Source organism: Nocardiopsis sp. TRM 82005, from assembly GCF_056312425.1.
The window spans coordinates 48,421-73,735 of sequence record NZ_JBWDTQ010000014.1 but is presented as its reverse complement, the minus strand read 5'-3'; the positions used below and the strand labels follow the sequence as shown (position 1 = coordinate 73,735).

Here is a 25,315-nt window from a genome sequence, read left to right as displayed (position 1 = left end):
GGGCGCCGTGTTCGGAGGCCGCGGGAGGACTCACTCCCCCGCCGCGAGGGGGGCTTCCCGCCTGCCGTACCAGGGCCACCACTCGGCGGTGCGCCCGTGCGGGAACATCCGGTCCAGGCGGATGGTCACCCTCAGCGCGAAACCGCCCGCGATCATCCCCGCCACCAGGTCCGTGAACCAGTGGAAGTGCAGGTAGATCGAGACCGTGGACTGCAACAGGGCGATGGCGACGATGCAGTACGCCAGGCGCCGGATGATGTGCGGCCGGGCCGCGCCGAACCGGATGATCAGGAACAGCACCAGCCCGTAGATGAGGATCGCGTTCGCCCCGTGCCCGGAGGGGAAGGCCACGTTGCCCGGGCCCACGAAGAAGTCCGGGTCGAAGTTCTTGGCGTGCCCCCTGTTGATGCCGAGCTTCATCACCGAGACCATGGACATCATCCCCACGACCCCGACCGCGCCCAGTACTATCGGACGCCAGCTTCGGTGCCAGTAGGTCAGCTGGAGCACGGTGACCCCCAGGACCGGAAGCGCGACCGCACGGGAGGCGACCGTGTCCAGCCAGTGGATCAGCGGCTCCCGGAGCTGGTCCCAGTAGGGCCGGGGCATCTCGTTCAGGAAGTTGTCGACCGGGTGCAGAGGCCCCGCGGCGAGCATCGTCATGACGATCAGCGCGACGGCGAGCATGATGGCGACGCGGTCCGAGGCCAGGCCCCACGCGATCTCGCTCACACTCGGCCACCTGACCGCGCGCACGACCGGGGGACCGGGGGCGTACTCGGTGGTACGCACCACGGGGATGGGCCCGCTGTACGGACCCGCGACCGGGGTCAGCCGCTCTTCCCTGTCATATGGCTTGGTCAACTGCCTGGCCCGTGGATGTCGTCGGGTCCTCGAAGAGTGCGTCATGTGCTCAGTGCTGTCTCACGTGTCGTGGGCTTGCCTGTGGCACTTGCGAAGCGTGGGGGAACGGGCTACCCGTGGTTACTGGAACAGATCTGACGTCCTCAGGGCCGACTCGGAGTGGATGGCTGGGGGCGGGTGCCTCCGCCCACTCCATGCGACGGCTGGTCCTTGGGACTGGTTCACCGCTTCGGGAACCGCCGCGGGCAGGATCAGCGTCCGAGGCGCAGGGGGTCGACAGTGGCGTCTGCGTCACGCTGCGCACCTCCGTAATGTGGTGTGCGCAGGTCAGGGCGCTCCCATCGAACTCCTCGCCGTTACGTGCGTCACGCTACGTACGGCTTTGTGTGGATATTGCCAACAGATAAGCCTACCCGGACACTTCCCCTGATCGATGGTGTGGTCACACACGTATCTTCTCCTTCACTTCGGACTCTGCCCGAAACCCCGATACCGGGCGGCGGTGGTTCACCGCCATGCGACGTGTTCGTGATCCTTCCGTTAGCGCTTCGAGGCCTGCTGTCCGGTTGACCCGCCTGTGTGTGGCACTCTTCAAGGAGCTTGTACGACGCTGAGCGAGCCGGTCCGCGCACAGGCCGTGCGCTGGCCGTGGAAACGGAAGGGCCCTGGATGGTCGACCTGCCACAGTTGCCGGATGATCCCTCGAAACTGGCCCGCGAGCCGTTGAGGGAGCAGATCCGGCAGGTACTGGTCGAGGGCCTGCTGTCCGGACGCTGGCAGCCCGGGGAGCGGATCGTGGAGCGCCGCGTCGCCACGGAGCTGAAGGTGAGCCAGGCGCCGGTCCGCGAGGCGCTGCGCGAGCTGGAGACCCTGCGCCTGATCGAGACGGTGCCCAACAAGGGCGCCCGGGTCAGGGCTTTCGGGGTTCAGGACATGGCGGAGATCTACCCCGTCCGCGCCGGGCTGGAGCTGGTCGCCGCACAGCTGGCCGCGCCCCGGCTGGCCGTGGACCCCTCTCCGCTGGAGCGGGAGGTGGAGGCCCTCAAGCGGGCGACGGCGCAGGGCGAGGTGTCCGAGCAGATCCGGCACAGCGTGGAGTTCCACCGCGAGATCGTGCGCGCCGCCGCCAACAGCGTGCTGCTGCACACCTGGGAGTCGCTGGGCGTGGAGGTGTGGACCGCGCTGTCGGTGCGCTGGCTGGACATGGAGCTGCACGCCAAGGCCGCCGACCACGCCCAGATCACCCAGGCCTTCCGCGAGAGCGACCCCTCCGTGGGGCAGATGCTCAGCGACCACGTACTCAACTACGTGGAGGCGGCGCTGAAGTCGCACGGGGGCGTGCGCTGAGCCCCGTGTAGGCGCCCCGGCCCCGGGCGCCACCGGATCCCCCGCAAACCCGCACCGCCGGTGAACTGCCCCGTTGCACCGGATCTGAGCTGTCTGTCATAGAGTTGTATTGATCGATCATCGATCAGACCGTAGAGTGTGCGCGACGCACGTCACACGCGCGTGCGCCCCCTCCGGGCACCTGGAGTCGTTCATCCGGCCGGTGAACGAACCGAGTGACCGACACTGCCACGCCGGACCACGGATGCATAGGCCGATGCAGACCGGGAAGCAATGCGGTCAGGGGCCCGGCGGACAACTACACACGAGACCCCACCAGCGCTTCGTGTCCGGAGAGGATGAGCCACGCTCCCCGGACACGCCCCGCATACAGCCACAGAGCGCCGACGCCGCATGAGCCGGGCGGAGGCGCACGCCGCGATCGCGCCCGACAGCGGGACCGCGGCGGGCCTGGCACGCCGGTCCACAGACCGGGACGACAGGCCTTCTCGCACGTAGAAAGGCACACCATGGCTGACACGGCCAAGCCGAAGGGCCGCCCCGCCAGGTCCTCAGGGACCCGTCGACGCGGCCGCAAGGACACCTCCCCCGGCCTCACCGACGAGAAGCCCGACACCCTCCTCGACTACTACCGCAAGATGATGTTCGTCCGGCGGTTCGAGGAGCGCACCGCCCAGGCCTACACCCAGGCGAGGATCGGCGGATACTGCCACCTCAACCTCGGTGAGGAGGCCACCGTCATCGGCCTGATGACGGCCCTCCAGGAGCGCGACTACCTGTTCACGAACTACCGTGACCACGGGTACGCGATCGGCAAGGGCATGGAGCCCAAGCGGGTCATGGCCGAGCTCTACGGACGCGTCGACGGCGTGTCCAAGGGCTGGGGCGGCTCCATGCACATGTACGACACCGCCACCCGCATGCTCGGCGGCTACGGCATCGTCGGCGGGCAGCTGCCGCTGGCCGCCGGGGCCGCACTGGCCATCTCCTACCGGGGCGGCGACGAGGTCGTCATGTGCCAGATGGGCGACGGCACCACCAACATCGGCGCCTGGCACGAGACCCTCAACATCGCCAAGCTGTGGAACCTGCCGATCGTCTTCGTGGTGGTCAACAACTTCACCGGCATGGGCACCACCGTCGACATGTCCTCCGCCGAGCCCGACCTGTACAAGCGCGGATCCGCCTTCCGCATCGAGGGCGAGCGCGTGGACGGCCGTGACGTGCTCGCGGTCCGTGACACCGCGGCACGGCTGATCGAGCGCGCCCGCGAGGAGCAGACGCCGTTCCTGCTGGAGGCGTGGAGCTACCGGATGAAGGGCCACTCCGTGGTCGACCCGGCCAAGTACCGCACCGACGAGCAGAAGGACGAGGCGCGGTCGCCGGAGAACGACCCGATCGCCCTGTTCGGCGACAAGCTCACCCAGGAGGGCATCCTCACCGACGAGCTGCGCGACGAGATCGCCGCGTCCGTCAAGGCCGAGGTCGCCGAGGCCGCGGAGTTCGCCGAGAACAGCCCGCACCCGGACGTGTCCACGCTCTTCGACTACACATACGCCACCCCGGTGGCCAACGAGTCCACCCGCATGCCCGCCGACCCGGTGTTCGCGGAGTAGGGAAGGAACCCACATGTCTGTGATCACTTACCGCCAGGCTCTGCGGGACACCCTTCGCGCCGAGATGGTCCGCGACGACAACGTCCTCGTCATGGGCGAGGAGATCGGCGTCTTCGAAGGCTCCTACAAGATCACCGAGGGCCTGCTCAAGGAGTTCGGCCCCCGCCGGGTCAAGGACACCCCGATCGCCGAGGAGGGCTTCGTCGGCTCGGCCGTCGGCGCGGCCATGCTGGGCCTGCGCCCGGTCGTCGAGCTGATGACGATCAACTTCTCCCTGATCGCGATCGACCAGATCATCAACCACGCCGCCAAGATCTACGGCATGTTCGGCGGCCAGACGAGCGTGCCCATGGTTATCCGCACGCCCGGCGGCGGCGGCCAGCAGCTCGGTGCCACGCACTCGCAGAACATCGAGCTGTTCTACTCCTTCATCCCCGGTCTGAAGGTACTCGCTCCCAGCACCCCGGCCGAGGCCTCGGAGATGCTGCGTGCGGCCATCCGCGACGACGACCCCGTCCTGTTCCTGGAGAACCTGGGCCTGTACAACTCCAAGGGCGAGGTTCCCGAGGACTACGCCGAGCCGTCGAGCGACACCGTCGCCACGATCGGCCGCGCCAAGGTCACCCGCGAGGGCAGCGACGTCACCCTCATCGGCTACTCCCGGATGGCGATGGTGGCCAACCAGGTCGCCGAGAAGCTGGCCGAGGAGGACATCGACGTCGAGGTCGTCGACCTGCGCAGCCTGCGCCCCCTGGACCGCCAGACCTTCGTGGACTCGGTCAGGAAGACCGGCGCCGCGGTGATCTGCGAGGACGACTGGCTGACCTACGGGATCGGTGCGGAGATCGCCGCCTCGATCCAGGAGGGCGCCTTCGACTACCTGGACGCCCCGGTCCGCCGAGTCGCGATGGCTGAGGTGCCCATGCCCTACGCCAAGCCGCTGGAGACGGCGGCCCTGCCGTCGGTCGAGTCGATCAGCACCGCCATCAAGGAGACCCTGAGCGCCGTCGGCAAACGGGTCGGGTAGAGGGAGATTCCAAGCATGAGCGAGATCCAGATGCCGCGCCTCTCCGACACCATGGAGGAAGGCGTCATCAGCACGTGGGTCAAGAACGTGGGCGACAAGGTCGCCTCCGGCGACGTCCTGGTCGAGATCGAGACCGACAAGGCCGTCATGGAGTACGAGGCCTACGAGGACGGCTTCCTGGTCAAGCAGTCCGTCTCCGAGGGTGAGACGGTGCCGATCGGCTCGGTCATCGGCGTGATCGCCGACTCCCCCGACGCGGTCCCCGAGGACTCCGGCGACGGCGGTGCGGAGCAGCCCGCCGAGCCCGCCGAGGAAGGGCAGGCGGAGAAGGCCGAGGAGCTGAAGGAGGCGGCCGAGGGCTCCGAGGCGAAGGCTGAGGAGACCGCTCCGGCGCAGAGGCCCGCCCAGGCGCCCGAGCCGTCCGCCGACGGCGAGGCCCCGCGTCCGCGCACCTCCCCGCTGGCCCGCAGGCTGGCCAGGGAGTACGGCCTGGACATCACGAGGATCAAGGGGTCGGGCCCCAAGGGCCGGATCGTGCGCGCCGACATCGAGGCCGCCAGGGAGGGTGCCGCCGAGGAGACCGCTCCCGCCGCCACCGCCGAGGAGGAGGCCGGGCCCGCCGCGGAGAAGGCCGTGGCCGCTCCGTCCTTCGACGACGGCCGCGACTCCGAGGAGCTCAAGGTCAGCAACGTGCGCAAGGTGATCGCGCGCCGCCTGACCGAGAGCAAGCAGACGGTGCCGCACTTCTACCTGCGCCGCACGATCGACGCCGATGCCCTCAAGGCCTTCCGTACGCAGGTCAACGAGCAGCTGTCCAGCACGGGTGCGAAGATCAGCTTCAACGACCTGATCGTCAAGGCCTGCGCGACGGCGCTCAAGCTGCACCCGGAGGTGAACACCTCGTGGGTGGACGACAAGCTGCTCCAGCACCACCGGGTCAACGTGGGTGTGGCCGTGGCCGTGGAAGCCGGGCTGGTCGTACCGGTGCTGCACGACACGGACAAGGCGACGCTGTCGGAGATCTCCACCCGTACGCGTGACCTGGCGGGCAAGGCCCGTGACGGCAAGCTGAAGCCGCAGGAGATGAGCGGCGGCACGTTCAGCGTGTCCAACCTCGGCATGTTCGGCGTGGACAGCTTCTCCGCGGTGATCAACCCGCCGGAGGCCGCCATCCTCGCGGTCGGCGCGATGCGCCAGGAGCCGGTGGTCGTGGACGGCGAGGTGGCCGTGCGCAACCGGATCTCCCTGGAGCTGTCGGTGGACCACCGCGCGGTGGACGGCGCCGTGGGCGCCGCCTTCCTCAAGGACCTCGCCGAGATCCTCGAGGAGCCGATGCGGATCATCCTGTAGTACGGCGCGACGGACGCCCCGGCCGGGTTCCGGCCGGGGCGTCCGTCGTTCCAGCACCCTGGCCGACCCCGTCCACAGGCTGTGGACAAGCGGACAGATCGCCGAATCGACATGGCGACGTCCCGGGTGCCCCGGTCCTCACCGGCCTGGCGGAGCCGCCGTAGCGGCCTCACCCGGCTCTCTGGCGGACCCGGTCAGCGAGGTCGCCGTCGCGCGCGACGCGGGCGAGCCCGGCGGCGAGCGGCGCGATGCCGTCGCCCTCCACCAGCTTCCCGAGCTTGCTCCCGTCCTCGGGCAGACCGACCTTCCCGGCACCGGTCAGCACGAGCCGGTCCGTGTAGGGCCGCAGCCAGGGCCACACCGCCTGCACCTCGCGGCAGAACATCGCGGCGCCCGTCGGACCGATGCCGGGGAACCCCCGTAGCCCGGACTCCAGTCGCCCGACCTGCTGCTCGGAGCACTCCCCGAGCCGGCGCAGGTCTCCCCGGTACTCCTCGCGCACCCGGTCGGCGCACTCGCCGAGCCTGGTGGCGGTGCTCTCGTCGTAGCGGACGTAGTGTCCGCGGCCCAGCGCGTCCACGCGTTCCTGCCAGGTCAGCCCGGCCATCCCGTCAGGGGTCGTACCGCCCGCCCCGTTGAGCTCGCGCGCGGCGTCGATCGCGATCCCCGCCGAGATGCGCGCGGACATCAGGTTCACCAGCACCAGCAGCTGCCACAGCGCGGCGGGCTTGGACGCCAGCCTGATCCCGGCTTCGGCGGCGAGGGTCGTCCCCGCCTCGTTCACCACGGCGCGGGCGATATCGGCGTGCTTGGCCATCGGTCCCCTCCAGGCGTGGTCGGCGCTTCCGTCACAGGTCTGGTACCCAGCCGACCGGTGCTGACCCGACCGTCCACACGATGAGGCGCACGCGGGCCTCCGCCGACCGGTACCCGTGGACCTCCCGCCGGCCCGCGCCCCCGCGGAGGCGACGCGGGGCCTCCCCTCCGGCCGCTGACACGCGGAAAGGCCCCGGAACCGGGCCCCTCCCGGTTCCGGGGCCTCCACGACGTGCCTCCCGGAGCGCCCGACGGGCTCAGGCGGGATACAGGCCGTTCCTCTGGGGCAGCACGTCGCTGTGCTGGCCGACGCTGACCGGAACCGTGTGGCGCGCCTTCCCCCTGTCGATGCCGAGGAAGCGGTTGAGGTGGCCCTTCTTGCCCACGACGAACCAGGCGATCGCACCGAACAGCGGAAACCAGAGGATGAAGACGACCCACAGCAGTTTGCCTCCCCCGGACGTGTCGCGGTCGACCAGCGACGAGATGACCGCCGCGAGCACCAGCACGACCAGGGCCACGGCGACGAGCAGCAGGAGCACCCCGGTGATCCCGCCCATCCAGGCGACTGCCGTCTCCGCACTGTCCGCGAGACTCGTGATCATACTTCCCCCAAGCAATGCGTACCCATCTTGTTACTCAGGGTAATCATCAGCGTGTCCTGTCCCGCCTATTTCATGGTTTTCGGGCGTTTCCACTGGTCTCCGACCTGGACTCCGGTTCTGGGTCTCGCGCCCGAACGGAGGCGACTACTTTCAGGTAACGCCCACTACCAGGCCTTTTCACTGCTTTACTGGGAAGCATGGGCGAGCTTCGGCGATCTGGCAGGTTCACTCACCCCCTCCCGACCGGGGTCCCCACCGGCGACGGTGGCGGCACCGGCACCCCCGGCCACCGATCCGCACGCGCTGCCGTTCCCCACCAGGAGCACAGAAGCCGACGACGGACGGAAGGCGCGCCGGCCGGAGCCCTGTGACCATGGCCAGGCGACCCCGGTACCTCTGGCTGGCCGAACAGCTGCGCGAGCCGATCCTGAGCGGGGAGATGCCGCCCGGTACGCGGCTCCCCTCACGGACCCGGCTGGCGCGCTCCTACCGCGTCAGCGAACAGATCTCCCGCACCGCGCTCCGCCTCCTGGTCACCGAGGGCCTGGTGGAGGCCCGGCCCGGATCCGGATACTTCGTACGCACCGTCCCCGAGGTCTTCCGGCTCTGCCGGACCGACTCCTCCTCCGGCTCCGGCCTGGGCCACCTCGGCCGTGAGGAGATCGGTACCGAGCAGAAGCGGTGCCCCTCGCCGCTGGCCTCCCGGCTCCTGCTGCGCGAGGGCGACCCGGTGTACCGCACCACGTCACGGGGGCTGTCCTCGCGACTGCCCATCACCCTGCACCGTTCCTGGGAGCCCGCGGCCCTCACCACGGGGACCACGCGCACCCCGTTCGACGGCGCGCCCGGCGTCGGGCTGCTCGAACGGCTCAGAGCCGCGGGGCACCCCGTCGACCGCGTGGTGGAGGAGGTGGGCGTGCGCGCCCTGCGCGACTCCGAGGCCTGTCTGCTCAACTCGGCCCCCGGGATGCCCGTGCTGGTGGTGGAGCGCACCCACTACAGCGGCAACCGGCCGGTGGAGACCTCCGACCTCATCGGGTCGGTCGAGCAGTGCCGGCTCCTCTACCAACTGACGCTGGCCCGGCCCCGCCAGCCCGGCGACCCGCGGCGGTACTGACCCGGACACACGCGGGGGCGGTGACCGGTCCGAAACCGGTCACCGCCCCCGTCCACCGCTCTCCGGTGCCTCCCGGAGGGAAGCGGGTCAGGCCTGGGTGAACTCCCGGGCCACGACCTCGGCGATCTGCGCGGTGTTCAGCGCGGCGCCCTTGCGCAGGTTGTCCCCGCACAGGAACAGGTCCAGCGACTTCGGGTCGTCCAGCGACTGGCGGATGCGGCCGACCCAGGTCGGGTCGGTGCCCACGACGTCGGCCGGGGTCGGGAACTCCCCGTTGGCCGGGTCGTCCTGAACCATGACGCCCTCGGAGGAGCCGAGCAGCTGGCGGGCGGCGTCAGCGGTCACCTCGTCGGCGAAGGTCGCGTGCACGACCAGCGCGTGCGTGGTGACCACCGGGACGCGGACGCAGGTGGCGGAGACGCGCAGGTCCGGCAGGTCCAGGATCTTGCGGGACTCGTTGCGGACCTTCAGCTCCTCCGAGGACCAGCCGCCGTCCTTGAGCGAACCCGCCCACGGCACGACGTTGTAGGCCAGCGGCGCCGGGAACGGGCCCAGCTCGCCGACGGCGGCGCGTACGTCGCCCGCCTCCTCGCCGAGGCTGCGGTCGGCACCGGCCTTGGCCATCTGGTCGCGCAGGGTGTCGATTCCCTCCTGGCCGGCGCCGGAGGCGGCCTGGTAGGAGGAGACCACCAGATCGGTGACGCCGTGGGCGCGGTGCAGCGCGCCGATCGCCACGATCATCGACAGGGTGGTGCAGTTGGGGTTGCTGATGATGCCGCGCGGGCGGTTGCGGACATGGTCCGCGTTGACCTCGGGCACCACGAGCGGGACGTCGGGGTCCATGCGGAACGCGCCGGAGTTGTCGACGGCGACCGCGCCGCGTTCGGCGGCGATCGGCGCCCACTCCTTGGAGACCTCGTCGGGGACGTCGAACATGGCGACGTCCACGCCGTCGAAGACCTCGGGCGCCAGGGCCTGGACCACGACGTCCTCGCCGCGTACTCGCAGGACCTTGCCGGCGCTGCGCGGGGAGGCGACGAGTCGGATCTCGCCCCAGACGTTCTCGCGCTGGGTCAGGATGTCCAGCATCACGGTGCCGACGGCGCCGGTGGCACCGACGATGGCCAGGGTGGGAAGACGGTTGCTCATCGGCCGGTACCTCCGTACACGACAGCCTCGACCTGTTCGGAGTCGAGCTTGAACTCGCTGTGCGCGGCGCGGACGGCCGCGTCGATCTGGTCCTCTTCGACGATCACCGAGATACGGATCTCCGAGGTGGAGATCATCTCGACGTTGGTGTCGGATCCGGCGACGGAGTCGAAGAACCGGGCGGTCACACCCGGGTAGGAGCGCATGCCCGCGCCGATCAGCGACACCTTGCCGATCTTGTCGTCGTACCGCAGGGACTCGAAGCCGACCTTGTCCTGCACCTTCTTCAGCGCGGCGATCGCCTCCTTGCCGAAGTCCTTGGGGACGGTGAAGGAGATGTCGGTGCGCGAGGTGGAGACCGCCGACACGTTCTGCACGATCATGTCGATGTTGATCTCGGCGTCGGCCAGGGCCCGGAAGATCGTAGCGGCCTCACCGATCCTGTCGGGCACGCCAACGACGGTGATCTTGGCTTCGCTCCGGTCGTGTGAGACACCGGAGATGATCGGCTGTTCCATGCCTTCGCTTTCCTCGACTTCTGGGACGACCCAGGTCCCGGGCTTCTGGCTGAAAGATGAGCGGACGTGCAGGGGGATGTTGTACTGACGTGCGTACTCGACACAGCGCAGGTGCAGGATCTTGGTCCCGCACGCCGCCATCTCCAGCATCTCCTCGTAGGAGATCTGGGGGATGCGCCGTGCGCTCGGCACGATGCGCGGGTCAGCGGTGAACACACCGTCGACGTCGCTGTAGATCTCGCAGGCGTCGGCTTCCAGAGCGGCGGCCAGCGCCACGGCGGTGGTGTCCGAGCCGCCCCGCCCCAGAGTGGTGATGTCCTTGCTGTCCTGGGAGACGCCCTGGAAACCGGCGACGATGCAGATCGCCCCCTCGTCCACGGCCTCCTGGATGCGGCCCGGGGTCACGTCGATGATCTTGGCGTTGCCGTGCAACGACGTGGTGATGACACCGGCCTGGGAACCGGTGAACGACCGGGCCTCGAACCCGAGGTTCTCGATGGCCATGGCGACCACCGCCATGGACATGCGCTCACCGGCGGTGAGCAGCATGTCGAGTTCGCGCGCGGGCGGCAGCGGGGACACCTGCTCGGCGAGATCGATCAGTTCGTCGGTGGTGTCGCCCATGGCCGAGACCACGACGACGACGTCATATCCCGCCTTTTTCTGAGCGACGATCCGCTGGGCTACTCGCTTGATGGCTTCCGCGTCGGATACGGAAGACCCACCGTACTTCTGCACGATTAGGGCCACGATCGATGCTCCTGAGGAGTTGGGATCAAGACAATGAAATGGAGTGTAGCCAGCGACGTCCTCGTCTACCCCGTCCGACCTGCGACGGGAGGGCGTGGCGTCTTGACACACCAGCGCTCGGGCTTACCCGATCAGGCAGAGGTTACTCATATTTCGCCGAGATCAAGGCTGAATGTGAGCTAGAACTCCAGGCTGCGGCGTCCCTCGAAGGCGCGTCCGAGGGTGACCTCGTCGGCGTACTCCAGGTCGCCGCCCACGGGCAGGCCGCTGGCCAGACGGGTCACCTTCAACCCCATGGGTTTGACCAGCCGCGCCAGATAGGTCGCGGTGGCCTCCCCTTCCAGGTTGGGGTCCGTGGCCAGGATCAGCTCCGTCACCTGGCCGTCGGCCAGGCGGGTCATGAGCTCCTTGATACGAAGGTCGTCGGGGCCCACGCCCTCGATGGGGCTGATGGCGCCGCCCAGGACGTGGTAGCGGCCCCGGAACTCGCGGGTGCGCTCGATGGCGACGACGTCCTTGGACTCCTCGACCACGCAGATGACCGCGGGGTCGCGGCGGGCGTCGCGGCAGATGCGGCACTGGTCCTCTTCGGCGACGTTGCCGCAGATCTCACAGAAGCGCACCTTCTCCTTGACCTCGACAAGCGCGTTGACGAGGCGTTTGACGTCCGCGTGCTCGGCGGACAGCAGGTGGAAGGCGATACGCTGCGCACTTTTCGGACCGACGCCGGGCAGCCGCCCGAGCTCGTCGATCAGATTCTGTACCGCGCCTTCGTACATCGCCTACCCACCAGGTCGGACCGGATTTTTCGGGGCGATCCGTCTCCCCTGTCCCCACCGTATCCGCAGCGACGACCCTCCTGGAACACGGAAGGGCCCTCACCTGGTCCGGAGCCGTCCTGGGGCCCGACCGCCCCCGTCCGGCGCGATCTTGTACTTATAGCGCGACTCGACGGTCCAACCTCGCTATAAGTACAAGATCAACGGGCGTGGAACCTCCCGCTCCACGCCCGCGACGTCTACGGCCAGCCCGCTAGAGGCCGGGGATCCCGGGCATGCCGCCGGGCATCCCGCCGCCCATGCCCTGGGCGAGCGGCCCCATCTTCTCCTGCTGGAGCTGCTCCACCTGCGCCTCGGCGTCACGGATGGCCGCCAGGACCAGGTCCGCGACGGTCTGCGCGCTCTCCTCGGCGTCAGTGGGTTCGATCGCCTGGGAGTCGACGGTGATGTCCTCGACCTGCCCGCGCCCGTTCAGCTTGACCTTGACCAGGCCTCCGCCGGAGGTGCCCTCGACCTCAGCCTCCTCCAGTGCCTCCTGGGCCTCCGCGAGCTGCTGCTGCATCTGCTGGGCCTGCTGGAGCAGGGCCTGCATGTCCATTCCGCCAGGGTTCACGGCCGTCTCCTCGCCGCACCACTCGGTGCTGGGTCTCGCTGTCATGTAGCTGTTTCTGCGAGCGTAACCGGTCATCAGCACGCATGCGGGCGCCCCTGGCGAACACCGGGCGAAGCCGTGGACGGAATCCGTCCGCCGACGGGCTCGGGGCGCGCCCGACCACCATGTCCAGTGCTTCCACGGTCCTTTCCCACTGACGGGACCGGCTACCCGTCCGCCCCTCGGAGACACGTGGACTATCCGCTTCGCGGCGTGGGAAAGACTCACTCGGACGGGGTTTCCGCCAACGGGGAGAACCAAGGGTACCGATATCATCACTCTCGGTTGAAAAGGTGCCTCGCGGGGCACAAAAGTCCCGGCAGTGCTCTCGGGCACCGCCGGCACTACCGAGAGCCACGGGGGACTGAGGACGTGTTGACCGCCAGAGAGCGCCACTCGGCGCTGGTCGAGGCGATGGTCGCGGACGGCACGCTGACCGACGCCGCTCTCATCGACGCGTTCCGGTCGGTGCCCCGGCACCGGTTCATCCCCGAGACGGGAGCGCTGACCGCGTACGGGACCGCTCTCAACGCCAACAGCAGCCCGGAGCGGTGGCTCGCGGCCGTCTACACCGACAACGCCATCGTCACCCAGCTCGACGACCCCCTCTTCCCCGAGAGCCGGGAAGTGTACGCCCCCCATGATTCCAGCTCCCGGAAGAGGAGGGAGGCCGCGACCTCGTCCAGCTCGGCGCCCACGGTCCTCGCGCGCCTGCTGGAGCTGGCCGACCTGGCCAACGGGCGGAAGGTGCTGGAGGTGGGCACCGGGACCGCCTGGAACACGGCGCTGCTGGCGCACCGGTTGGGCGACGGCGCCGTCACCTCCCTTGAGACCGACCCCCGCCTGCTCGGAGCGGCCCGGGAGGCCCTGAGATCGGAGGGCTACTCCCCCACCCTCCACCTGGCCGACGGGTACGGGGGGTATCCGCCCGGTGCGCCCTACGACCGGATCACCTCGACTTGCGGTGTGCGTCGGCTGCCGCCCGCGTGGCTGGAGCAGCTGCGTACGGACGGCCTGGTGGTCTGCCCGTGGGGGATGCTGGAGGGCGCCGGGGTGCTCGCGCGGATCGAGTGCCCCGGAGACGGGTCAGCGCGGGGAAGCTTCCACGGCGGAGTGGGGTTCGTTCCGCTGCGCACCCCCGGTTCCCCGCTGCGGCCGGTGCGGGACTCCGGACAGCAACCCGACGAGTACCGGCTCACCCAGACCGACCCGGTGGCGCCGTTGATGGCGTTCCCGTCAGCGTTCGCACTGTCGGTGATGGTGCCGGGCTGGCGGATGCGGCGCCGGTGGATCGGTACCGGGTCCGGTGTGTGGGTGTGCGACCAGGAGGGCGCCTCGTGGGTGCGCGTGTACCCCTACGGCACCTCGTGGATGGTCGAGCAGGGCGGCCCCAGAAGCATCTGGGACGAGTTCGAGGACGCCCTGGAGCTGTGGGCGGAGCTGGGCGAGCCGGAGCCGGACCGGTTCGGGCTGTCGGTGGACACCGACGGCGCGCACCGGGTGTGGCTGGACTCGCCGGACGGCCGGAGCTGGCAGCTGTGAAGCCGACGGCCCGGAGGACAACGAAGGCAAGACGAAACGTCTCGTCATTTTTCAGCGGCTACCGTGGCGGGTATGGCAGAGAGCACCGAGCAGGAAGAACCCCCGGCCCGCCGTAGCCCCGCCCCCCACCGCCGCAGCGAACGCGCGCGCCGCGCCATCCTGGACGCCGCCGCCGGGCTGGTGGGCGATGTCGGCTACGCGAGGCTGACCATGGAGGCGATCGCCGCCAGAGCCGGGGTCGGCAAGCAGACCATCTACCGGTGGTGGCCGTCCAAGGCGGCCGTGGTCTTCGACGTGTTCGAGGAGCTGACCGGCGGAGCCGCCGGGGAGCCGTTGCCCGACACGGGTGACCTGGCCACGGACCTGCGGACGGTGCTTCGCGCCACGGTGGACGAGTTCCGCGTTCCGGAGATGGACCGGACCACCCGGGCGTTCACCGCGGAGATCCAGACCGACACGGCCCTCGCCGAGGCCGTCAACGAGCGCCTGGTCCGCCCGAACACGGAAGCGGTCAAGGACAGGCTGCGCTCCGCCGCCGACGCGGGGGAGGTGGATCCGGAGGTCGACCTGGAGCTGGCCGCGGAACTGTTCAACGGGCCGGTCCACCACCGCTGGCTGCTGCGCACCGCCCCGCTCACCCACGAGTACGTGGACGAGCTGGTGGACACGGTGCTGCGTGCCCTGCGCCCCCGGGACCGGTAGCGCTCGTGGCCGGCGAAGGCGCGCCAGCCCGGCGGCATGCGCGGCCGGCACGCTAGAAGGGCGCGTCCGGGGCCTCGTGCTCGATCTCATCGATGACACGGCCGCCGAGTTCGGCCTCGATGAGCGCGGCACCGGCCCCCGGGGACACGGAGCCCCCCGAAGCCGAGCCCCCCGGAGCGGCGGTTCCGCCGGAGGAGGCCGGGGCCTCCGTCCGGGGCTGCTGCTTCGGTGCGGGAGCCGGGGAGGAGGGCGCCGCGGAAGCGGGGCCGGCGGGTGCCGAATCGACGTACTCCGGCGGCGGAGCCGCGGACGCGTCCTCGTAGGGGTCGGGCGGCGGCTCCTGGAGGCCGGTGACGATCCGGTCCGGCGGCGGGCCGGCGGGCTCGGGGGCCGGAGCGGGTTCGGGCGTGCTGGAGCGCGCGGGTTCCGGAGCGGACGCGGGCGCGTCCCATCCGGCGGGCTCGGCCCTGCGCGCGGCGGACTGAGGCGCGGCGGACTGAGGCGCGGCGGCGGCACTGCCCGCGGCGGCGACGCGCACCTCCACCCCGAGGACCTGCTGGATCGCGGCGGCGACCACCTGGTCGCTGCCGCTGTTGCTGAACCCCTTGGCGTCGTTGGGCCGGGTGAAACCGAGCAGAACGGTGTTGCCCTCGACCGAGACCGGGCGGACGTTGCTGCCGAGCAGCACCGACCAGGTGAACTTCCGGAGACGCATGACCGTCCCCATGATCTGCTCCCAGGCGCCCTGTACCCGGCCCAGGTCCAGGGCACCGCCGGACGGCGCGGGTGCCTGTTCCCGCTCGGGGGCGCTCTGCCGGGCCGGTTCGTCCCAGCCCGTGGGCTCGGAGCGACGGTCCGTGTCCGCCGCTGCCGGGGCGGGGCTCGGCGGAGACGCCGGAGCCGGTGCCGGGGTGGCCCGTGCGGGCTCGGGCGGGGCCGCCGGGGCAGTCGAAGGTCCCGGTGAGGCCTGAGGGGCCTGGGAAGCCTGGGGGGCGGGAGGAGCCTGTCCGGGCGCGGGCTGGGCCGGTGCGGCGGTGGGAGCGATGGCCCCGGAGGCGACCCGACGCTCCATCTGTTCCAGCCGGGCCAGCAGGGCCACGCCCTGGTCGCCGTCAGTGCCCGGCAGCAGCACCCGCGAGCACATGAGTTCCAGCAGCAGTCGGGGAGCGGTGGCCCCCCGCATCTCGGTCAGGCCCTGGTTGAGGATGTCGGCGGCGCGGGTGAGCTCGGCCGGGCCCAGGCTGGCGGCCTGGGCCTTCATCTGCTCGACCGCGCCCGGGTCGACGTTGATCAGGCCCTTGTCCAGGGCGTCGGGCACGGCGGCCAGCACGACCAGGTCGCGGAAGCGCTCCAACAGGTCCGTGGTGAAGCGGCGCGGGTCGTGGCCTCCCTCCACCATGCGGTCGATGAGGCCGAACACGGTGGCGCCGTCGCGGGCACCGAGCGCGTCGACCATCTCGCCGAGCAGGCTGGAGTCGGTGTAGCCCAGCAGGGAGACAGCGCCCTCGCGGGTGATGCCGCCCTCGTCCGAACCGGCGATGAGCTGGTCCAGCACCGAGAGCGTGTCACGCGCCGAGCCCGCGCCCGCGCGCACGACCAGAGGCAGCGCGGCCGGCTCGTAGGCGATGCCCTCCTGCTTGAGCAGGTCCTCCATGAGCTCTTTGAGGGTGCTCGGCGGAATGAGGCGGAAGGGGTAGTGGTGGGTCCGCGAACGGATCGTGCCGATGACCTTCTCGGGCTCGGTGGTCGCGAACACGAACTTCAGGTGCGGCGGGGGTTCCTCCACCAGCTTGAGGAGCGCGTTGAAACCCTCGCGGGTCACCATGTGCGCCTCGTCGATGACGTAGATCTTGTACCGCGAGCTGACCGGGGAGAAGAAGGCGCGTTCACGCAGTTCGCGGGCATCGTCCACACCACCGTGGGAGGCGGCGTCGATCTCCATGACGTCGATGCTGCCGCCGCCGTCCGGGGCCAGCGCCACACAGGAGTCACAGGTGCCGCACGGGTCCGGGGTGGGGCCGTCGACGCAGTTGAGGGAGCGCGCCAGGATGCGGGCGCTGGTGGTCTTGCCGCAACCGCGCGGACCGCTGAACAGGTAGGCGTGGTTGATCCGTCCGCTGCGCAGCGCCTGGCGCAGCGGGTCCGTCACGTGTTCCTGTCCGCGAACCTCGCCGAACGTCGCGGGCCGGTACTTGCGGTACAGCGCGATGCTCACGGTGTGATCACTCCCCTGGTCCCTGCCACGTGTCCATTCAACCCGCGAGCAGTGACAGCTCGCGCCGGTTGGCGCAGACCGGGAGGGGTTCGACCGGGCCGGAGAAAGAGAAAGGACCCCCCGCGCACCCGCCAGAGCCCACTTATCCTTGCTGCCTTCCGGCCCTGGGGAGGTTCATAGGGTGACGCCGCACGAGGGGTCTGCATCGAGTGTATCCGACGTGCGGACTGCTCGGACAACCCCGCTCGCGTCCGGATCGGAGGACCCTTCCGAGGCCGGCGGCACGCGTCACGTTTGGATAAGCCGCCCGTACGCGGACATCATGGATGGCATGCTCGACCCCCTCAACTCCACCGACAGCTCCACGGACCGCCGCGATCTCATCGTGAACACCCTGGAGAACGCCTTCTCGGACCTGATGTCCGCCGACCCGGCCGCGTTCCGCGTCAAGTTCCGCAAGATGGCGGCCACCCCCTTCGCGTTCTACCGGGGCAGCGCCGCGCTCTTCTACACCGACGTCTCGACCATGGACGACCCCTGGGCCAACGACCGCACCTCCCGGGTGTGGATCCAGGGCGACCTGCACGCGGAGAACTTCGGCACCTACATGGACTCCACCGGGCGGCTGGTGTTCGACGTCAACGACTTCGACGAGGCCTACCTCGGCCACTTCACCTGGGACGTACTCAGGTTCGTGTCCAGCATCGCCCTGATGGGATGGCAGAAGGCCCTGTCCGACGAGGACATCGGCATGCTCGTGCCGCGCTACGTCGACGCCTACGTCACCCAGGTACGCGAGTTCGCGACGAAGGGCGGCGACTCGGAGTTCTCCCTCAAGCTGGGCAACACCGACGGCACGGTGCACGACGTGCTCCAGCAGGCCCGGCTCAACAGCCGCGCCGAGATGCTGGTGTCCATGACCGAGCGCGAAGGGTACGCACGCCGGTTCCGCGAGGGCCCCCGGGCACGCCGCCTGGAGGACGGGGAGCGGGAGAAGGTCCTGGCCGCCTACGACGCCTACCTGGAGACCATCCCCGAGGACCAGCGGTTTGCGTCGCTGAGCTACGGGGTCAAGGACGTGGTGGGCAGCGGCGGCTTCGGGATCGGCTCGGCGGGGCTGCCCGCCTACACCCTGCTCATCGAGGGTCAGTCCGAGGCGTGGGACAACGACGTCGTGCTGTCCATGAAGCAGGGGAACGTGGCCGGACCTTCGCGGGTGGTGACCGACCGCAGCATCATGGAGTACTTCAAGCACCACGGGCACCGCACCGCCGTGTCCCAGCGCGCGTTGCAGGCGCATGCCGACCCGCTGCTGGGCCACACCGAGATCGACGGCGTGGGCTTCGTCGTGAGCGAGATCTCCCCCTACACCAACGACCTGGACTGGGACGGGCTCACCGAGCCCGCGGAGATCGCCCCGGTACTGGACTACCTGGGACGCGCCACCGCCAAGGCGCACTGCGTGTCCGACTCGCACGCGGACTCCACCGTGGTGGGCGGCGAGACCGAGGCGGCCATCCTGGAGGTGCTCGACGGCCGCGAGGAGGAGTTCACGCGGTGGTGCGTGGACTTCGCCCACCGGTACGCCGCCCAGGCGCGAGTCGACCACTCGCTGTTCGTGGACGCCTTCCGCAACAACGCCATCAGCGGCGTGAGGTCCAGCCGCCTCTCCTGATCCGGGCTCCGGACCGGCGAGTCATCGGAGTGACCCGCGAGCGTTCGAAGCATACCGCCACAGCATGTAGAGTTGCTCGCGGAGGATTCGCCTAGTGGCCTAGGGCGCACGCCTGGAAAGTGTGTTGGGGGCAACCCCTCATGGGTTCGAATCCCATATCCTCCGCCGCAGCCCGAGAGGGCGGACGCAAAGGCCCCGACCGGACACCGGTCGGGGCCTTCGTCGTTCCCGGGGCCGGGCCCGCCGACGCGCCTACCGGAGTCCCGGGGGCCGGTGACCGGGAAACCGTCCGACCGCCGGCTCCTGAGTACTACTCAAGTTGAATAGTCACCTTGGGGAGTATCCTTCCCTTCGGCGTCCGTGAGGGTGAGGAGAAGGCATGCGGCTTGACGGGGACCTGCGTTACGTGGCTCTGGGCGACAGCCACACCGAGGGTGTCGGGGACGGCGACGACAGCACCGGTGTCCGGGGCTGGGCCGACCGCCTGGCCGTCCACCTCGCCGCCACGGGTGCGCGGGTGGAGTACGCCAACCTCGCCGTCCGGGGCCGGCTCTCGCGACAGGTACGCGAGGAGCAGCTGGCCCCCGCGCTGGAGATGCGCCCCGACGTGGCCACCGTGTTCGCCGGGGTCAACGACGTCATCCGCTCCGGGTACGACGCCGACGAGGTGGTCGGCCACCTGGAGGCGATGTTCGCCGAGCTGACCGCCTCCGGCGCCCGCGTGGCGACCCTGACCTTCCCCAACATCGCGAAGGTCGCTCCGCTGACTAGACCCCTGCTGCCACGGGTCCTGGACTTCAACGAGCGCGTGCGCGCGGCGGCCGCCCGGCACGGCGTGGTGGTGGCCGACGTCGCCGCCCACGGGATCTCCACCGACCGGCGCCTGTGGGCGCGGGACCGGCTGCACTGCACCCCGCTGGGACACGAGAGGATCGCGGGCGCGCTGGCGTCGGCGCTCACCCTGCCCGGCGCCGACGAGTCGTGGGGCGACCCCCTGCCCCGCCTGCCCCGGCCCGGCGTGCTGCGCACCGTGGCGGAGGAGGTCCGATGGCTGGGGGCCTTCCTCGGTCCGTGGATGATGCGGCGCCTGCGCGGACGGTCCTCGGGGGACGGCCGCGTGGCCAAGCGCCCCGCTCTCCTGCCGGTGGCGGCCGGGGAGGGTTCCAGCGGCGCCTGAGGAGCCTCCGAACGCCGGAACGCGCCCCGCTGGCCCGGCTCACCGCACCGCCGCTCCGGAGCTGAGCGCGCCGCCACCGCACCGCGCGGCCCCTCCGCGGCCCCTCCGCGGCCCCTCCGCGGCTCCGGTCCGGAGCCCCGCGCCAGCGCACTGGTGTGACCGTCGCCACCCGCACCCTTTTGCAACTTGTTGCATAATGGAGCCCGGACCGACCGGACACCGGCCCGAGGGCACCGCGCGAGGAGACGATATGGGCGACTACCCCCACCTGCTGGAACCACTGGACCTGGGCTTCACCACCCTCCCCAACCGCGTGGTCATGGGGTCCATGCACGTCGGCCTGGAGGAGGTGCCCAGCGGTTTCGAGCGGATGGCCGCCTTCTACGCCGAACGTGCCAGAGGCGGCGTCGGCCTCATCGTCACCGGCGGCATCGCCCCCAACCACGTGGGGGTCACCTACACGGGCGCGGCGAAGATGACCACCGAGGCGGAGGCCGAGAAGCACCGCGAGATCACCGACGCCGTGCACCGCGAGGGCGGCCGCATCGCCATGCAGATCCTGCACACCGGCAGGTACGCCTTCAGCGAGGACTCGGTCGCCCCCAGCGCCCTCAAGGCCCCCATCAGCGCTTTCACCCCCCGCGCGCTCACCGATGACGAGGTCGAGCAGACCATCGAGGACTTCGCCCGCGCCGCCGAGTTGGCCAGGTACGCCGGATACGACGGTGTGGAGGTCATGGGCTCCGAGGGCTACCTGATCAACCAGTTCATCGCCTCGGCCACCAACAAGCGCGAGGACCGCTGGGGCGGCTCCTTCGAGAACCGCATGCGCTTCCCCGTGGAGATCGTGCGGCGCGTGCGCGAGCGCGTGGGCGACGACTTCATCCTGGTCTACCGGCTGTCCATGCTCGACCTGGTGCCCGGCGGTTCCACGTTCGACGAGGTGGTCCGGCTGGCCGAGGCCGTGGAGGAGGCCGGGGCGACCATCATCAACACCGGTATCGGCTGGCACGAGGCGCGTGTACCCACCATCGCCACGTCCGTGCCGCGCGGCGCCTACAGCTGGGTGACCCGCAGGCTCAAGGGCAAGGTGTCCGTCCCGCTCGTGGCGGTCAACCGCATCAACACCCCCGAGGTCGCCGAGAAGGTCCTGGCCGGAGGCGACGCGGACATGGTCTCCCTGGCACGCCCCTTCCTGGCCGACCCGGACTTCGTCGCCAAGGCCGCCGCGGGGGTCCCCGAGGAGATCAACACCTGCATCGGCTGCAACCAGGCGTGCCTTGACCACACGTTCAGCCTCAAGGTCAGCTCCTGCCTGGTGAACCCGCGCGCCTGCCACGAGACCGAACTCGTGCTCTCCCCCACCCGCGTCCGCAAGAGCGTGGCCGTCGTCGGCGCCGGACCCGCCGGGCTCGCCTTCTCCGTGTCCGCCGCCGAGTGCGGGCACGCGGTCACCCTGTTCGACGCCGCCGAGGAGATCGGCGGCCAGCTGAACCTGGCCCGCCGGGTGCCGGGCAAGCAGGAGTTCGACGAGACCCTGCGCTACTACCGGGTCCAGCTCGACAAGCACGGCGTGGACGTGCGGCTCGGAACCCGGGTGGGCGCCGCCGACCTGGAGGGCTACGACGAGGTGGTTCTCGCCACGGGCGTCACTCCGCGCGTGCCGGGGATCCCGGGCGTGGACCACCCCAAGGTGGTCGGCTACGCCGACGTCCTGCGCGGGAGCGCGGCCGTCGGCGGGAAGGTGGCCGTCATCGGCGCGGGCGGTATCGGCTTCGACGTCGCCGTGTACCTCACCGACGACGGCGAGGGGGGCGGCTCCGAGGAGTTCCTCCGCAGGTGGGGCGTGGACACCGACCCCGCCTCGCCGGGCGGGCTCCGGGAGCCCGAGCGCCCCGCCGCACCGCGCACAGTGCACCTGCTCCAGCGCAGGAGCAGCAAGGTCGGCGCCGGTCTGGGCAAGACGACCGGGTGGATCCACCGTCTGGAACTGCGCCACCGCGGCGTGGAGATGGTCGCGGGCACCGACTACGACCGGATCGACGACGAGGGCCTGCACCTGACCGTCGACGGGGAGAAGCGCGTGCTCGACGTGGACACGGTCGTGGTGTGCGCGGGCCAGGAGCCGCGCCGGGACCTGGCCGACGAGCTGGCCGCCGCGGGACGCGGCGCCCACCTGATCGGCGGTGCCGACGAGGCCGCCGAGCTGGACGCCAAGAGGGCGATCGACCAGGGAACCCGCCTGGCCGCGGCGCTGTGACCCCGTCCCGGCCCCCTTCGGCGCCCCGGGTGTTCGGAGAGGGCCGGGAAAGGCCGGTTCAAGGATCCGCGGAACCCGGTGGCACGCGAGTGGCGACCCGCTGCCCGGGGTAGCCGACCGACCATGAGACTCGGTGAGAGCATCCGCAAGATCGAACGCGAGGGCCGCCTGGATCCGGCGGTCTCCCGCATGAAGCGACTGGCCGGGCGCGTCCCGCCCGGCCGGATCCGTGACGTGCTGCACGGCGTACAGCTCGGCCACGCCACCCACCCGATCCTGGTGCAGCTGCCCATCGGCACGTGGACGGCGGCGGTCCTGCTGGACATGCTGCCCGGGGACCACCGGCGCAGCGCGCACGCGCTGGTCAACGCCGGCCTGGTCACCAGCATGCCCGCGGCGGTGAGCGGCCTGGTGGACTGGTCGCAGCAGCACGAGCGGCAGCAGCGCGTGGGCGTGGTGCACGCGGCGACCAACGGTGTCGGAACCCTGCTGTTCGCCGCCTCCTCTCTGGCCCGGGCTCGCGATCGCGAGGGCTGGGGGAAGTGGCTGGCCCTGGCCGGTGCGGGCGTCATCGGGTTCAGCGGTTCCCTGGGCGGCCACATCGCCTACTACCGCGCGGCGGGCGTCAACAGCGCGGACTACCTGATCGACCTGGTGCCCGACGGCTGGCACGACCTCGGCCCGCTGACCGGGTTCCCCGACGGCGGGATCGGCGGGGGCGACGTGGACGGCGTCCCGGTCGCGGTGGCGCGCACTGGGGACTCCGTGTCAGCGGTGCTGGGAACGTGTCCCCACATGGGCGCTCCCCTGGCGGAGGGCGAACGGGTGGACGGCTGCCTGCGCTGTCCTTGGCACGGCAGCGAGTTCCGCATGGATGACGGAACGGTCGTCCACGGGCCCGCGACCGCCTCGTTGGAGACCATGGAGGCGTCGATCGTGGAAGGGCGGGTGATGGTCCGCCTACGCGACCCCGAGTAGTGGCCGGGGTTCCTAGAATGCGCTCATGTCCCTGCCCCACGCCATCCTGACCGCCCTGCTGGAGAAGCCGTCCTCCGGCCTGGAGCTGGCCCGGCGCTTCGACCGCTCGATCGGGTACTTCTGGTCGGCCACCCACCAGCAGATCTACCGGGAGCTGGGCAAGCTGGAGCGGGAGGGGCTGATCCGTGCGCTGCCGCGGGGAGCTCCGAGCCGCGGCCGCAAGAAGGAGTACGAGGTGCTGCCCGCGGGACGGGAGGAGCTTGAGCGCTGGGTGGACGTGCGCGAGGACCCCAAGGTCGCCCGTGACCCGCTTCCTGTGCGGCTGCGCGCCGCCGGGGTGGTGGGCGTGCGCGGTCTGGTCCCGGAGCTGCGCCGCCACCGCGACCTGCACCTGCTCCGGTTGGAGGAGTACCGCGGGTTCGAGCGGCGCGACTACCCCGGGGGGCCGGCCACCGACCAGGAACGCGTTCAGCGCCTGGTGCTGCTCGGCGGCATCGACGTGGAGGCCGGCTGGGTGTCGTGGCTGTCCCGCGCCATCGAGGAGCTTGAGGGCGCCGGACGGACGGAGGACGCCCTCCCCGGAGCGGCCGACCGCTGAGACGCGGTGCCCCTCAGGGCCCGTCGGCCTCGGACTCCGACAGGTTCCCGGGCAGCCGCAGCCCTGGGCGCAGCGGCACCAGCTGGCTCTGGAGCACCATGGTGGCCGCGCCGATGGCGGGCGCGGTCGCGGCCGAGGTGGACAGGCGCACCTCGACCGGGTGGGTGGCGCGGGCGAAGAACGCCCGTTCCAGCTCCTGCTGGATGGCGGGCAGGTAGACGGACCCGGCCACGGCCAGGCCCGGCCCGGTCAGCACCAGCAGGTCCAGGTCCATCACGTTGGCCATGCCGCGGACCGCGACGGCCAGATGGCGCGCGGAGCGGTCCAGCAGGGCGCGCGCGGTGGGCTCGCCTCGGCGGGCGGCACGGACGACGGCGGTGAACTCCGCCGACGTCGACGGCCAGGTCCGTCCTCCCCCGCGGGTCAGGTCGGCGCTGCGGGCGAGTGCCTCGTCGGCGCGGGCGTCCGCCACGACGGCGGCGGGCCCGGCGATCGCCTCGACGCACCCCCGCCCACCGCACCAGCACGGCGGCCCGTCCACGTCCAGGCACACGTGCCCGATCTCCCCGGCGTTCCCGCTGGCCCCGTGGTAGGGGATGCCGTTGACCAGCACCCCGGCGCCGACACCCGTGCCCATGTACACGGCGGCGAAGATCGACGACCCGTTGACCACACCGGACCAGTACTCGCCGAGGGCCGCGGCGGAGGCGTCGTTCCCCGGTACCACGGGCAGACCGGTCCTGCCCTCCAGTTCCCCGGCCACGGGGTAGTCGGCCCAGTGGCGCAGCGACGGCTGCTGGTGGAGTCCTCCGGTCGGGGTCACCAGTCCCACCCCGAGCACCCTGCCGCGTTCCACCCCGGCGCCCTCCACGAGCGCGTTCACCTGCTGGGACATGCGGGCGGTGATCTCAGCTGGGGCCTCGTCGCCCACCCCGGCGCGGGTCATCCGGGAGATGACGGCACCAGTGAGGTCGGTGAGGGCGTAGGTGATGCCGATGGGGTCGATGTGGACGCCCACGGCGTAGCGGGACTCCTGGTTGAGCTGGAGCAGCACACGGGGCTTGCCGCCGGTCGACTCGGCGCGCCCGGTCTCCAGGACCAGGCCGTCGTCGATGAGCCTGCGGACGACGGTGGAGATCGTGGCCCCGGTGAACCCCGTGGCCTCCGCCAGCCCGACCCGGCTGATCGTGCCCGCCGCCCGAATGACGTCGAGGACCGCCGCCCTGCTCGTCGTGTGCGGAATGGCCCGACCTGACCCGCCCAATGAATCCTCCACCGCTCCCGTGGCGTGACTGCGGGCGAAGCCCCGCGGTGCCCGCCACCGTGCCCCCCGAAAGGCGCGTATCAGCGTACTCGCGGCTCGCGACGGACCGGGAACCGCTCCGGTGGGGCCCGTCTCCAGGACGGGCCGTACACGGCGACCCTACGCCGTCCGCGTCCACGGGAACGGATCCCCGCCCTCACAGCACTGGCGCGCTGGCAGTGAACGTCACGGGTGGGGCGCACGAGGTTCCTTCGCCGATGATCTTGCCCGGTCGGCAGGTCCGCTGGGAGTCAGACGTCCGCGCCGGGCACCCC

The 25,315-nt window shown here is 70.8% G+C and carries 21 protein-coding genes, 1 tRNA gene and 1 other RNA gene; 13 read left to right on the top strand and 10 right to left on the bottom strand.

The window, feature by feature from the left end; all coding sequences use genetic code 11:
* Positions 1-30 precede the first annotated feature (30 nt).
* Positions 31-795, bottom strand: a complete 765-nt coding sequence (locus AC0T5L_RS10775; protein WP_476165422.1) for a phosphatase PAP2 family protein — start codon at positions 793-795, stop codon at positions 31-33.
* A gap of 738 nt (positions 796-1,533) precedes the next feature.
* On the opposite strand from AC0T5L_RS10775, the gene AC0T5L_RS10770 reads away from it, so the two are divergent.
* From AC0T5L_RS10770 to AC0T5L_RS10755, 4 genes are all read left to right on the top strand, one after another.
* Positions 1,534-2,211 carry a GntR family transcriptional regulator gene (locus AC0T5L_RS10770; protein ID WP_476165273.1) on the top strand — a complete coding sequence of 226 codons (678 nt, stop codon included), beginning with the start codon at positions 1,534-1,536 and terminating at the stop codon, positions 2,209-2,211.
* Positions 2,212-2,720: 509 nt separating this feature from the next.
* Entirely contained in the window at positions 2,721-3,827 is a 1,107-nt protein-coding gene (pdhA, locus tag AC0T5L_RS10765; protein WP_476165272.1) for a pyruvate dehydrogenase (acetyl-transferring) E1 component subunit alpha, read from the top strand.
* Between the two features lie 13 nt (positions 3,828-3,840).
* Positions 3,841-4,854, top strand: a complete 1,014-nt coding sequence (locus AC0T5L_RS10760; protein ID WP_476165271.1) for an alpha-ketoacid dehydrogenase subunit beta — start codon at positions 3,841-3,843, stop codon at positions 4,852-4,854.
* Between the two features lie 15 nt (positions 4,855-4,869).
* Positions 4,870-6,204: a dihydrolipoamide acetyltransferase family protein gene (locus AC0T5L_RS10755; RefSeq protein ID WP_476165270.1), complete on the top strand. Its 1,335-nt coding sequence runs from the start codon at positions 4,870-4,872 to the stop codon at positions 6,202-6,204.
* Between the two features lie 169 nt (positions 6,205-6,373).
* On the opposite strand, the gene AC0T5L_RS10750 is transcribed toward AC0T5L_RS10755, so the two are convergent.
* Together AC0T5L_RS10750 and AC0T5L_RS10745 are read right to left on the bottom strand one after the other, a co-directional pair.
* On the bottom strand, positions 6,374-7,021 hold the full coding sequence (locus tag AC0T5L_RS10750) for an HhH-GDP family DNA glycosylase (protein WP_476165269.1): 648 nt from the start codon (positions 7,019-7,021) through the stop codon (positions 6,374-6,376).
* Positions 7,022-7,277: 256 nt separating this feature from the next.
* Entirely contained in the window at positions 7,278-7,625 is a 348-nt protein-coding gene (locus tag AC0T5L_RS10745; protein ID WP_476165268.1) for a PLD nuclease N-terminal domain-containing protein, read from the bottom strand.
* 373 nt (positions 7,626-7,998) lie between these two features.
* On the opposite strand from AC0T5L_RS10745, the gene AC0T5L_RS10740 reads away from it, so the two are divergent.
* Entirely contained in the window at positions 7,999-8,742 is a 744-nt protein-coding gene (locus tag AC0T5L_RS10740; RefSeq protein ID WP_476165267.1) for a GntR family transcriptional regulator, read from the top strand.
* Positions 8,743-8,829: 87 nt separating this feature from the next.
* Here the strand turns inward: AC0T5L_RS10740 and AC0T5L_RS10735 are convergent, their stop codons facing one another.
* From AC0T5L_RS10735 to AC0T5L_RS10720, 4 genes are all read right to left on the bottom strand, one after another.
* Positions 8,830-9,891: an aspartate-semialdehyde dehydrogenase gene (locus AC0T5L_RS10735; RefSeq protein WP_476165266.1), complete on the bottom strand. Its 1,062-nt coding sequence runs from the start codon at positions 9,889-9,891 to the stop codon at positions 8,830-8,832.
* Positions 9,888-11,159 (bottom strand): aspartate kinase, encoded by a 1,272-nt coding sequence (locus AC0T5L_RS10730; RefSeq protein WP_476165265.1) that lies wholly within the window; start codon positions 11,157-11,159, stop codon positions 9,888-9,890. Before AC0T5L_RS10730 ends, AC0T5L_RS10735 begins: the two co-directional genes overlap by 4 nt.
* A gap of 179 nt (positions 11,160-11,338) precedes the next feature.
* Complete coding sequence (gene recR, locus AC0T5L_RS10725) at positions 11,339-11,938, bottom strand: recombination mediator RecR (protein ID WP_476165264.1); 600 nt, start codon at positions 11,936-11,938, stop codon at positions 11,339-11,341.
* Positions 11,939-12,191: 253 nt separating this feature from the next.
* Positions 12,192-12,536: a YbaB/EbfC family nucleoid-associated protein gene (locus AC0T5L_RS10720; protein ID WP_476165421.1), complete on the bottom strand. Its 345-nt coding sequence runs from the start codon at positions 12,534-12,536 to the stop codon at positions 12,192-12,194.
* Positions 12,537-12,965: 429 nt separating this feature from the next.
* Between AC0T5L_RS10720 and AC0T5L_RS10715 the strand changes: the two genes are divergently transcribed.
* Both AC0T5L_RS10715 and AC0T5L_RS10710 read left to right on the top strand, forming a co-directional pair.
* Complete coding sequence (locus AC0T5L_RS10715; RefSeq protein ID WP_476165420.1) at positions 12,966-14,132, top strand: methyltransferase domain-containing protein; 1,167 nt, start codon at positions 12,966-12,968, stop codon at positions 14,130-14,132.
* Positions 14,133-14,204: 72 nt separating this feature from the next.
* The gene (locus tag AC0T5L_RS10710) at positions 14,205-14,834 is read left to right on the top strand and encodes a TetR/AcrR family transcriptional regulator (protein ID WP_476165263.1); all 630 of its coding nucleotides are present in this window, start codon (positions 14,205-14,207) and stop codon (positions 14,832-14,834) included.
* Positions 14,835-14,886: 52 nt separating this feature from the next.
* Here AC0T5L_RS10710 and AC0T5L_RS10705 read toward each other — a convergent pair whose 3' ends face one another.
* Positions 14,887-17,049, bottom strand: a complete 2,163-nt coding sequence (locus AC0T5L_RS10705; protein WP_476165262.1) for a DNA polymerase III subunit gamma and tau — start codon at positions 17,047-17,049, stop codon at positions 14,887-14,889.
* Positions 17,050-17,157: 108 nt separating this feature from the next.
* Positions 17,158-17,253: signal recognition particle sRNA small type (gene ffs / locus AC0T5L_RS10700), an RNA gene on the bottom strand.
* 118 nt (positions 17,254-17,371) lie between these two features.
* On the opposite strand from ffs, the gene AC0T5L_RS10695 reads away from it, so the two are divergent.
* From AC0T5L_RS10695 to AC0T5L_RS10670, 6 genes are all read left to right on the top strand, one after another.
* Complete coding sequence (locus AC0T5L_RS10695) at positions 17,372-18,724, top strand: DUF2252 domain-containing protein (RefSeq protein WP_476165261.1); 1,353 nt, start codon at positions 17,372-17,374, stop codon at positions 18,722-18,724.
* A gap of 80 nt (positions 18,725-18,804) precedes the next feature.
* Positions 18,805-18,889: transfer RNA gene (locus AC0T5L_RS10690), tRNA-Ser, on the top strand.
* 214 nt (positions 18,890-19,103) lie between these two features.
* Entirely contained in the window at positions 19,104-19,901 is a 798-nt protein-coding gene (locus AC0T5L_RS10685; protein ID WP_476165260.1) for an SGNH/GDSL hydrolase family protein, read from the top strand.
* A gap of 250 nt (positions 19,902-20,151) precedes the next feature.
* Complete coding sequence (locus AC0T5L_RS10680; protein WP_476165259.1) at positions 20,152-22,161, top strand: oxidoreductase; 2,010 nt, start codon at positions 20,152-20,154, stop codon at positions 22,159-22,161.
* A 123-nt stretch (positions 22,162-22,284) separates the two neighbouring features.
* Positions 22,285-23,139: a Rieske (2Fe-2S) protein gene (locus AC0T5L_RS10675; RefSeq protein WP_476165258.1), complete on the top strand. Its 855-nt coding sequence runs from the start codon at positions 22,285-22,287 to the stop codon at positions 23,137-23,139.
* A 25-nt stretch (positions 23,140-23,164) separates the two neighbouring features.
* Complete coding sequence (locus tag AC0T5L_RS10670) at positions 23,165-23,737, top strand: PadR family transcriptional regulator (protein ID WP_476165257.1); 573 nt, start codon at positions 23,165-23,167, stop codon at positions 23,735-23,737.
* Positions 23,738-23,750: 13 nt separating this feature from the next.
* On the opposite strand, the gene AC0T5L_RS10665 is transcribed toward AC0T5L_RS10670, so the two are convergent.
* Positions 23,751-25,001, bottom strand: a complete 1,251-nt coding sequence (locus tag AC0T5L_RS10665) for an ROK family transcriptional regulator (protein ID WP_476165256.1) — start codon at positions 24,999-25,001, stop codon at positions 23,751-23,753.
* Positions 25,002-25,315 lie beyond the last annotated feature (314 nt).

Coding starts and splice junctions, on each gene's coding strand:
- AC0T5L_RS10770 (WP_476165273.1), top strand. CDS start 1,534: ATGGTCGACCTGCCACAGTTGCCGGATGATCCCTCGAAACTGGCCCGC.
- pdhA (WP_476165272.1), top strand. CDS start 2,721: ATGGCTGACACGGCCAAGCCGAAGGGCCGCCCCGCCAGGTCCTCAGGG.
- AC0T5L_RS10760 (WP_476165271.1), top strand. CDS start 3,841: ATGTCTGTGATCACTTACCGCCAGGCTCTGCGGGACACCCTTCGCGCC.
- AC0T5L_RS10755 (WP_476165270.1), top strand. CDS start 4,870: ATGAGCGAGATCCAGATGCCGCGCCTCTCCGACACCATGGAGGAAGGC.
- AC0T5L_RS10750 (WP_476165269.1), bottom strand. CDS start 7,021: ATGGCCAAGCACGCCGATATCGCCCGCGCCGTGGTGAACGAGGCGGGG.
- AC0T5L_RS10745 (WP_476165268.1), bottom strand. CDS start 7,625: ATGATCACGAGTCTCGCGGACAGTGCGGAGACGGCAGTCGCCTGGATG.
- AC0T5L_RS10740 (WP_476165267.1), top strand. CDS start 7,999: ATGGCCAGGCGACCCCGGTACCTCTGGCTGGCCGAACAGCTGCGCGAG.
- AC0T5L_RS10735 (WP_476165266.1), bottom strand. CDS start 9,891: ATGAGCAACCGTCTTCCCACCCTGGCCATCGTCGGTGCCACCGGCGCC.
- recR (WP_476165264.1), bottom strand. CDS start 11,938: ATGTACGAAGGCGCGGTACAGAATCTGATCGACGAGCTCGGGCGGCTG.
- AC0T5L_RS10720 (WP_476165421.1), bottom strand. CDS start 12,536: ATGGACATGCAGGCCCTGCTCCAGCAGGCCCAGCAGATGCAGCAGCAG.
- AC0T5L_RS10710 (WP_476165263.1), top strand. CDS start 14,205: ATGGCAGAGAGCACCGAGCAGGAAGAACCCCCGGCCCGCCGTAGCCCC.
- AC0T5L_RS10695 (WP_476165261.1), top strand. CDS start 17,372: ATGGATGGCATGCTCGACCCCCTCAACTCCACCGACAGCTCCACGGAC.
- AC0T5L_RS10685 (WP_476165260.1), top strand. CDS start 19,104: ATGCGGCTTGACGGGGACCTGCGTTACGTGGCTCTGGGCGACAGCCAC.
- AC0T5L_RS10680 (WP_476165259.1), top strand. CDS start 20,152: ATGGGCGACTACCCCCACCTGCTGGAACCACTGGACCTGGGCTTCACC.
- AC0T5L_RS10675 (WP_476165258.1), top strand. CDS start 22,285: ATGAGACTCGGTGAGAGCATCCGCAAGATCGAACGCGAGGGCCGCCTG.
- AC0T5L_RS10670 (WP_476165257.1), top strand. CDS start 23,165: ATGTCCCTGCCCCACGCCATCCTGACCGCCCTGCTGGAGAAGCCGTCC.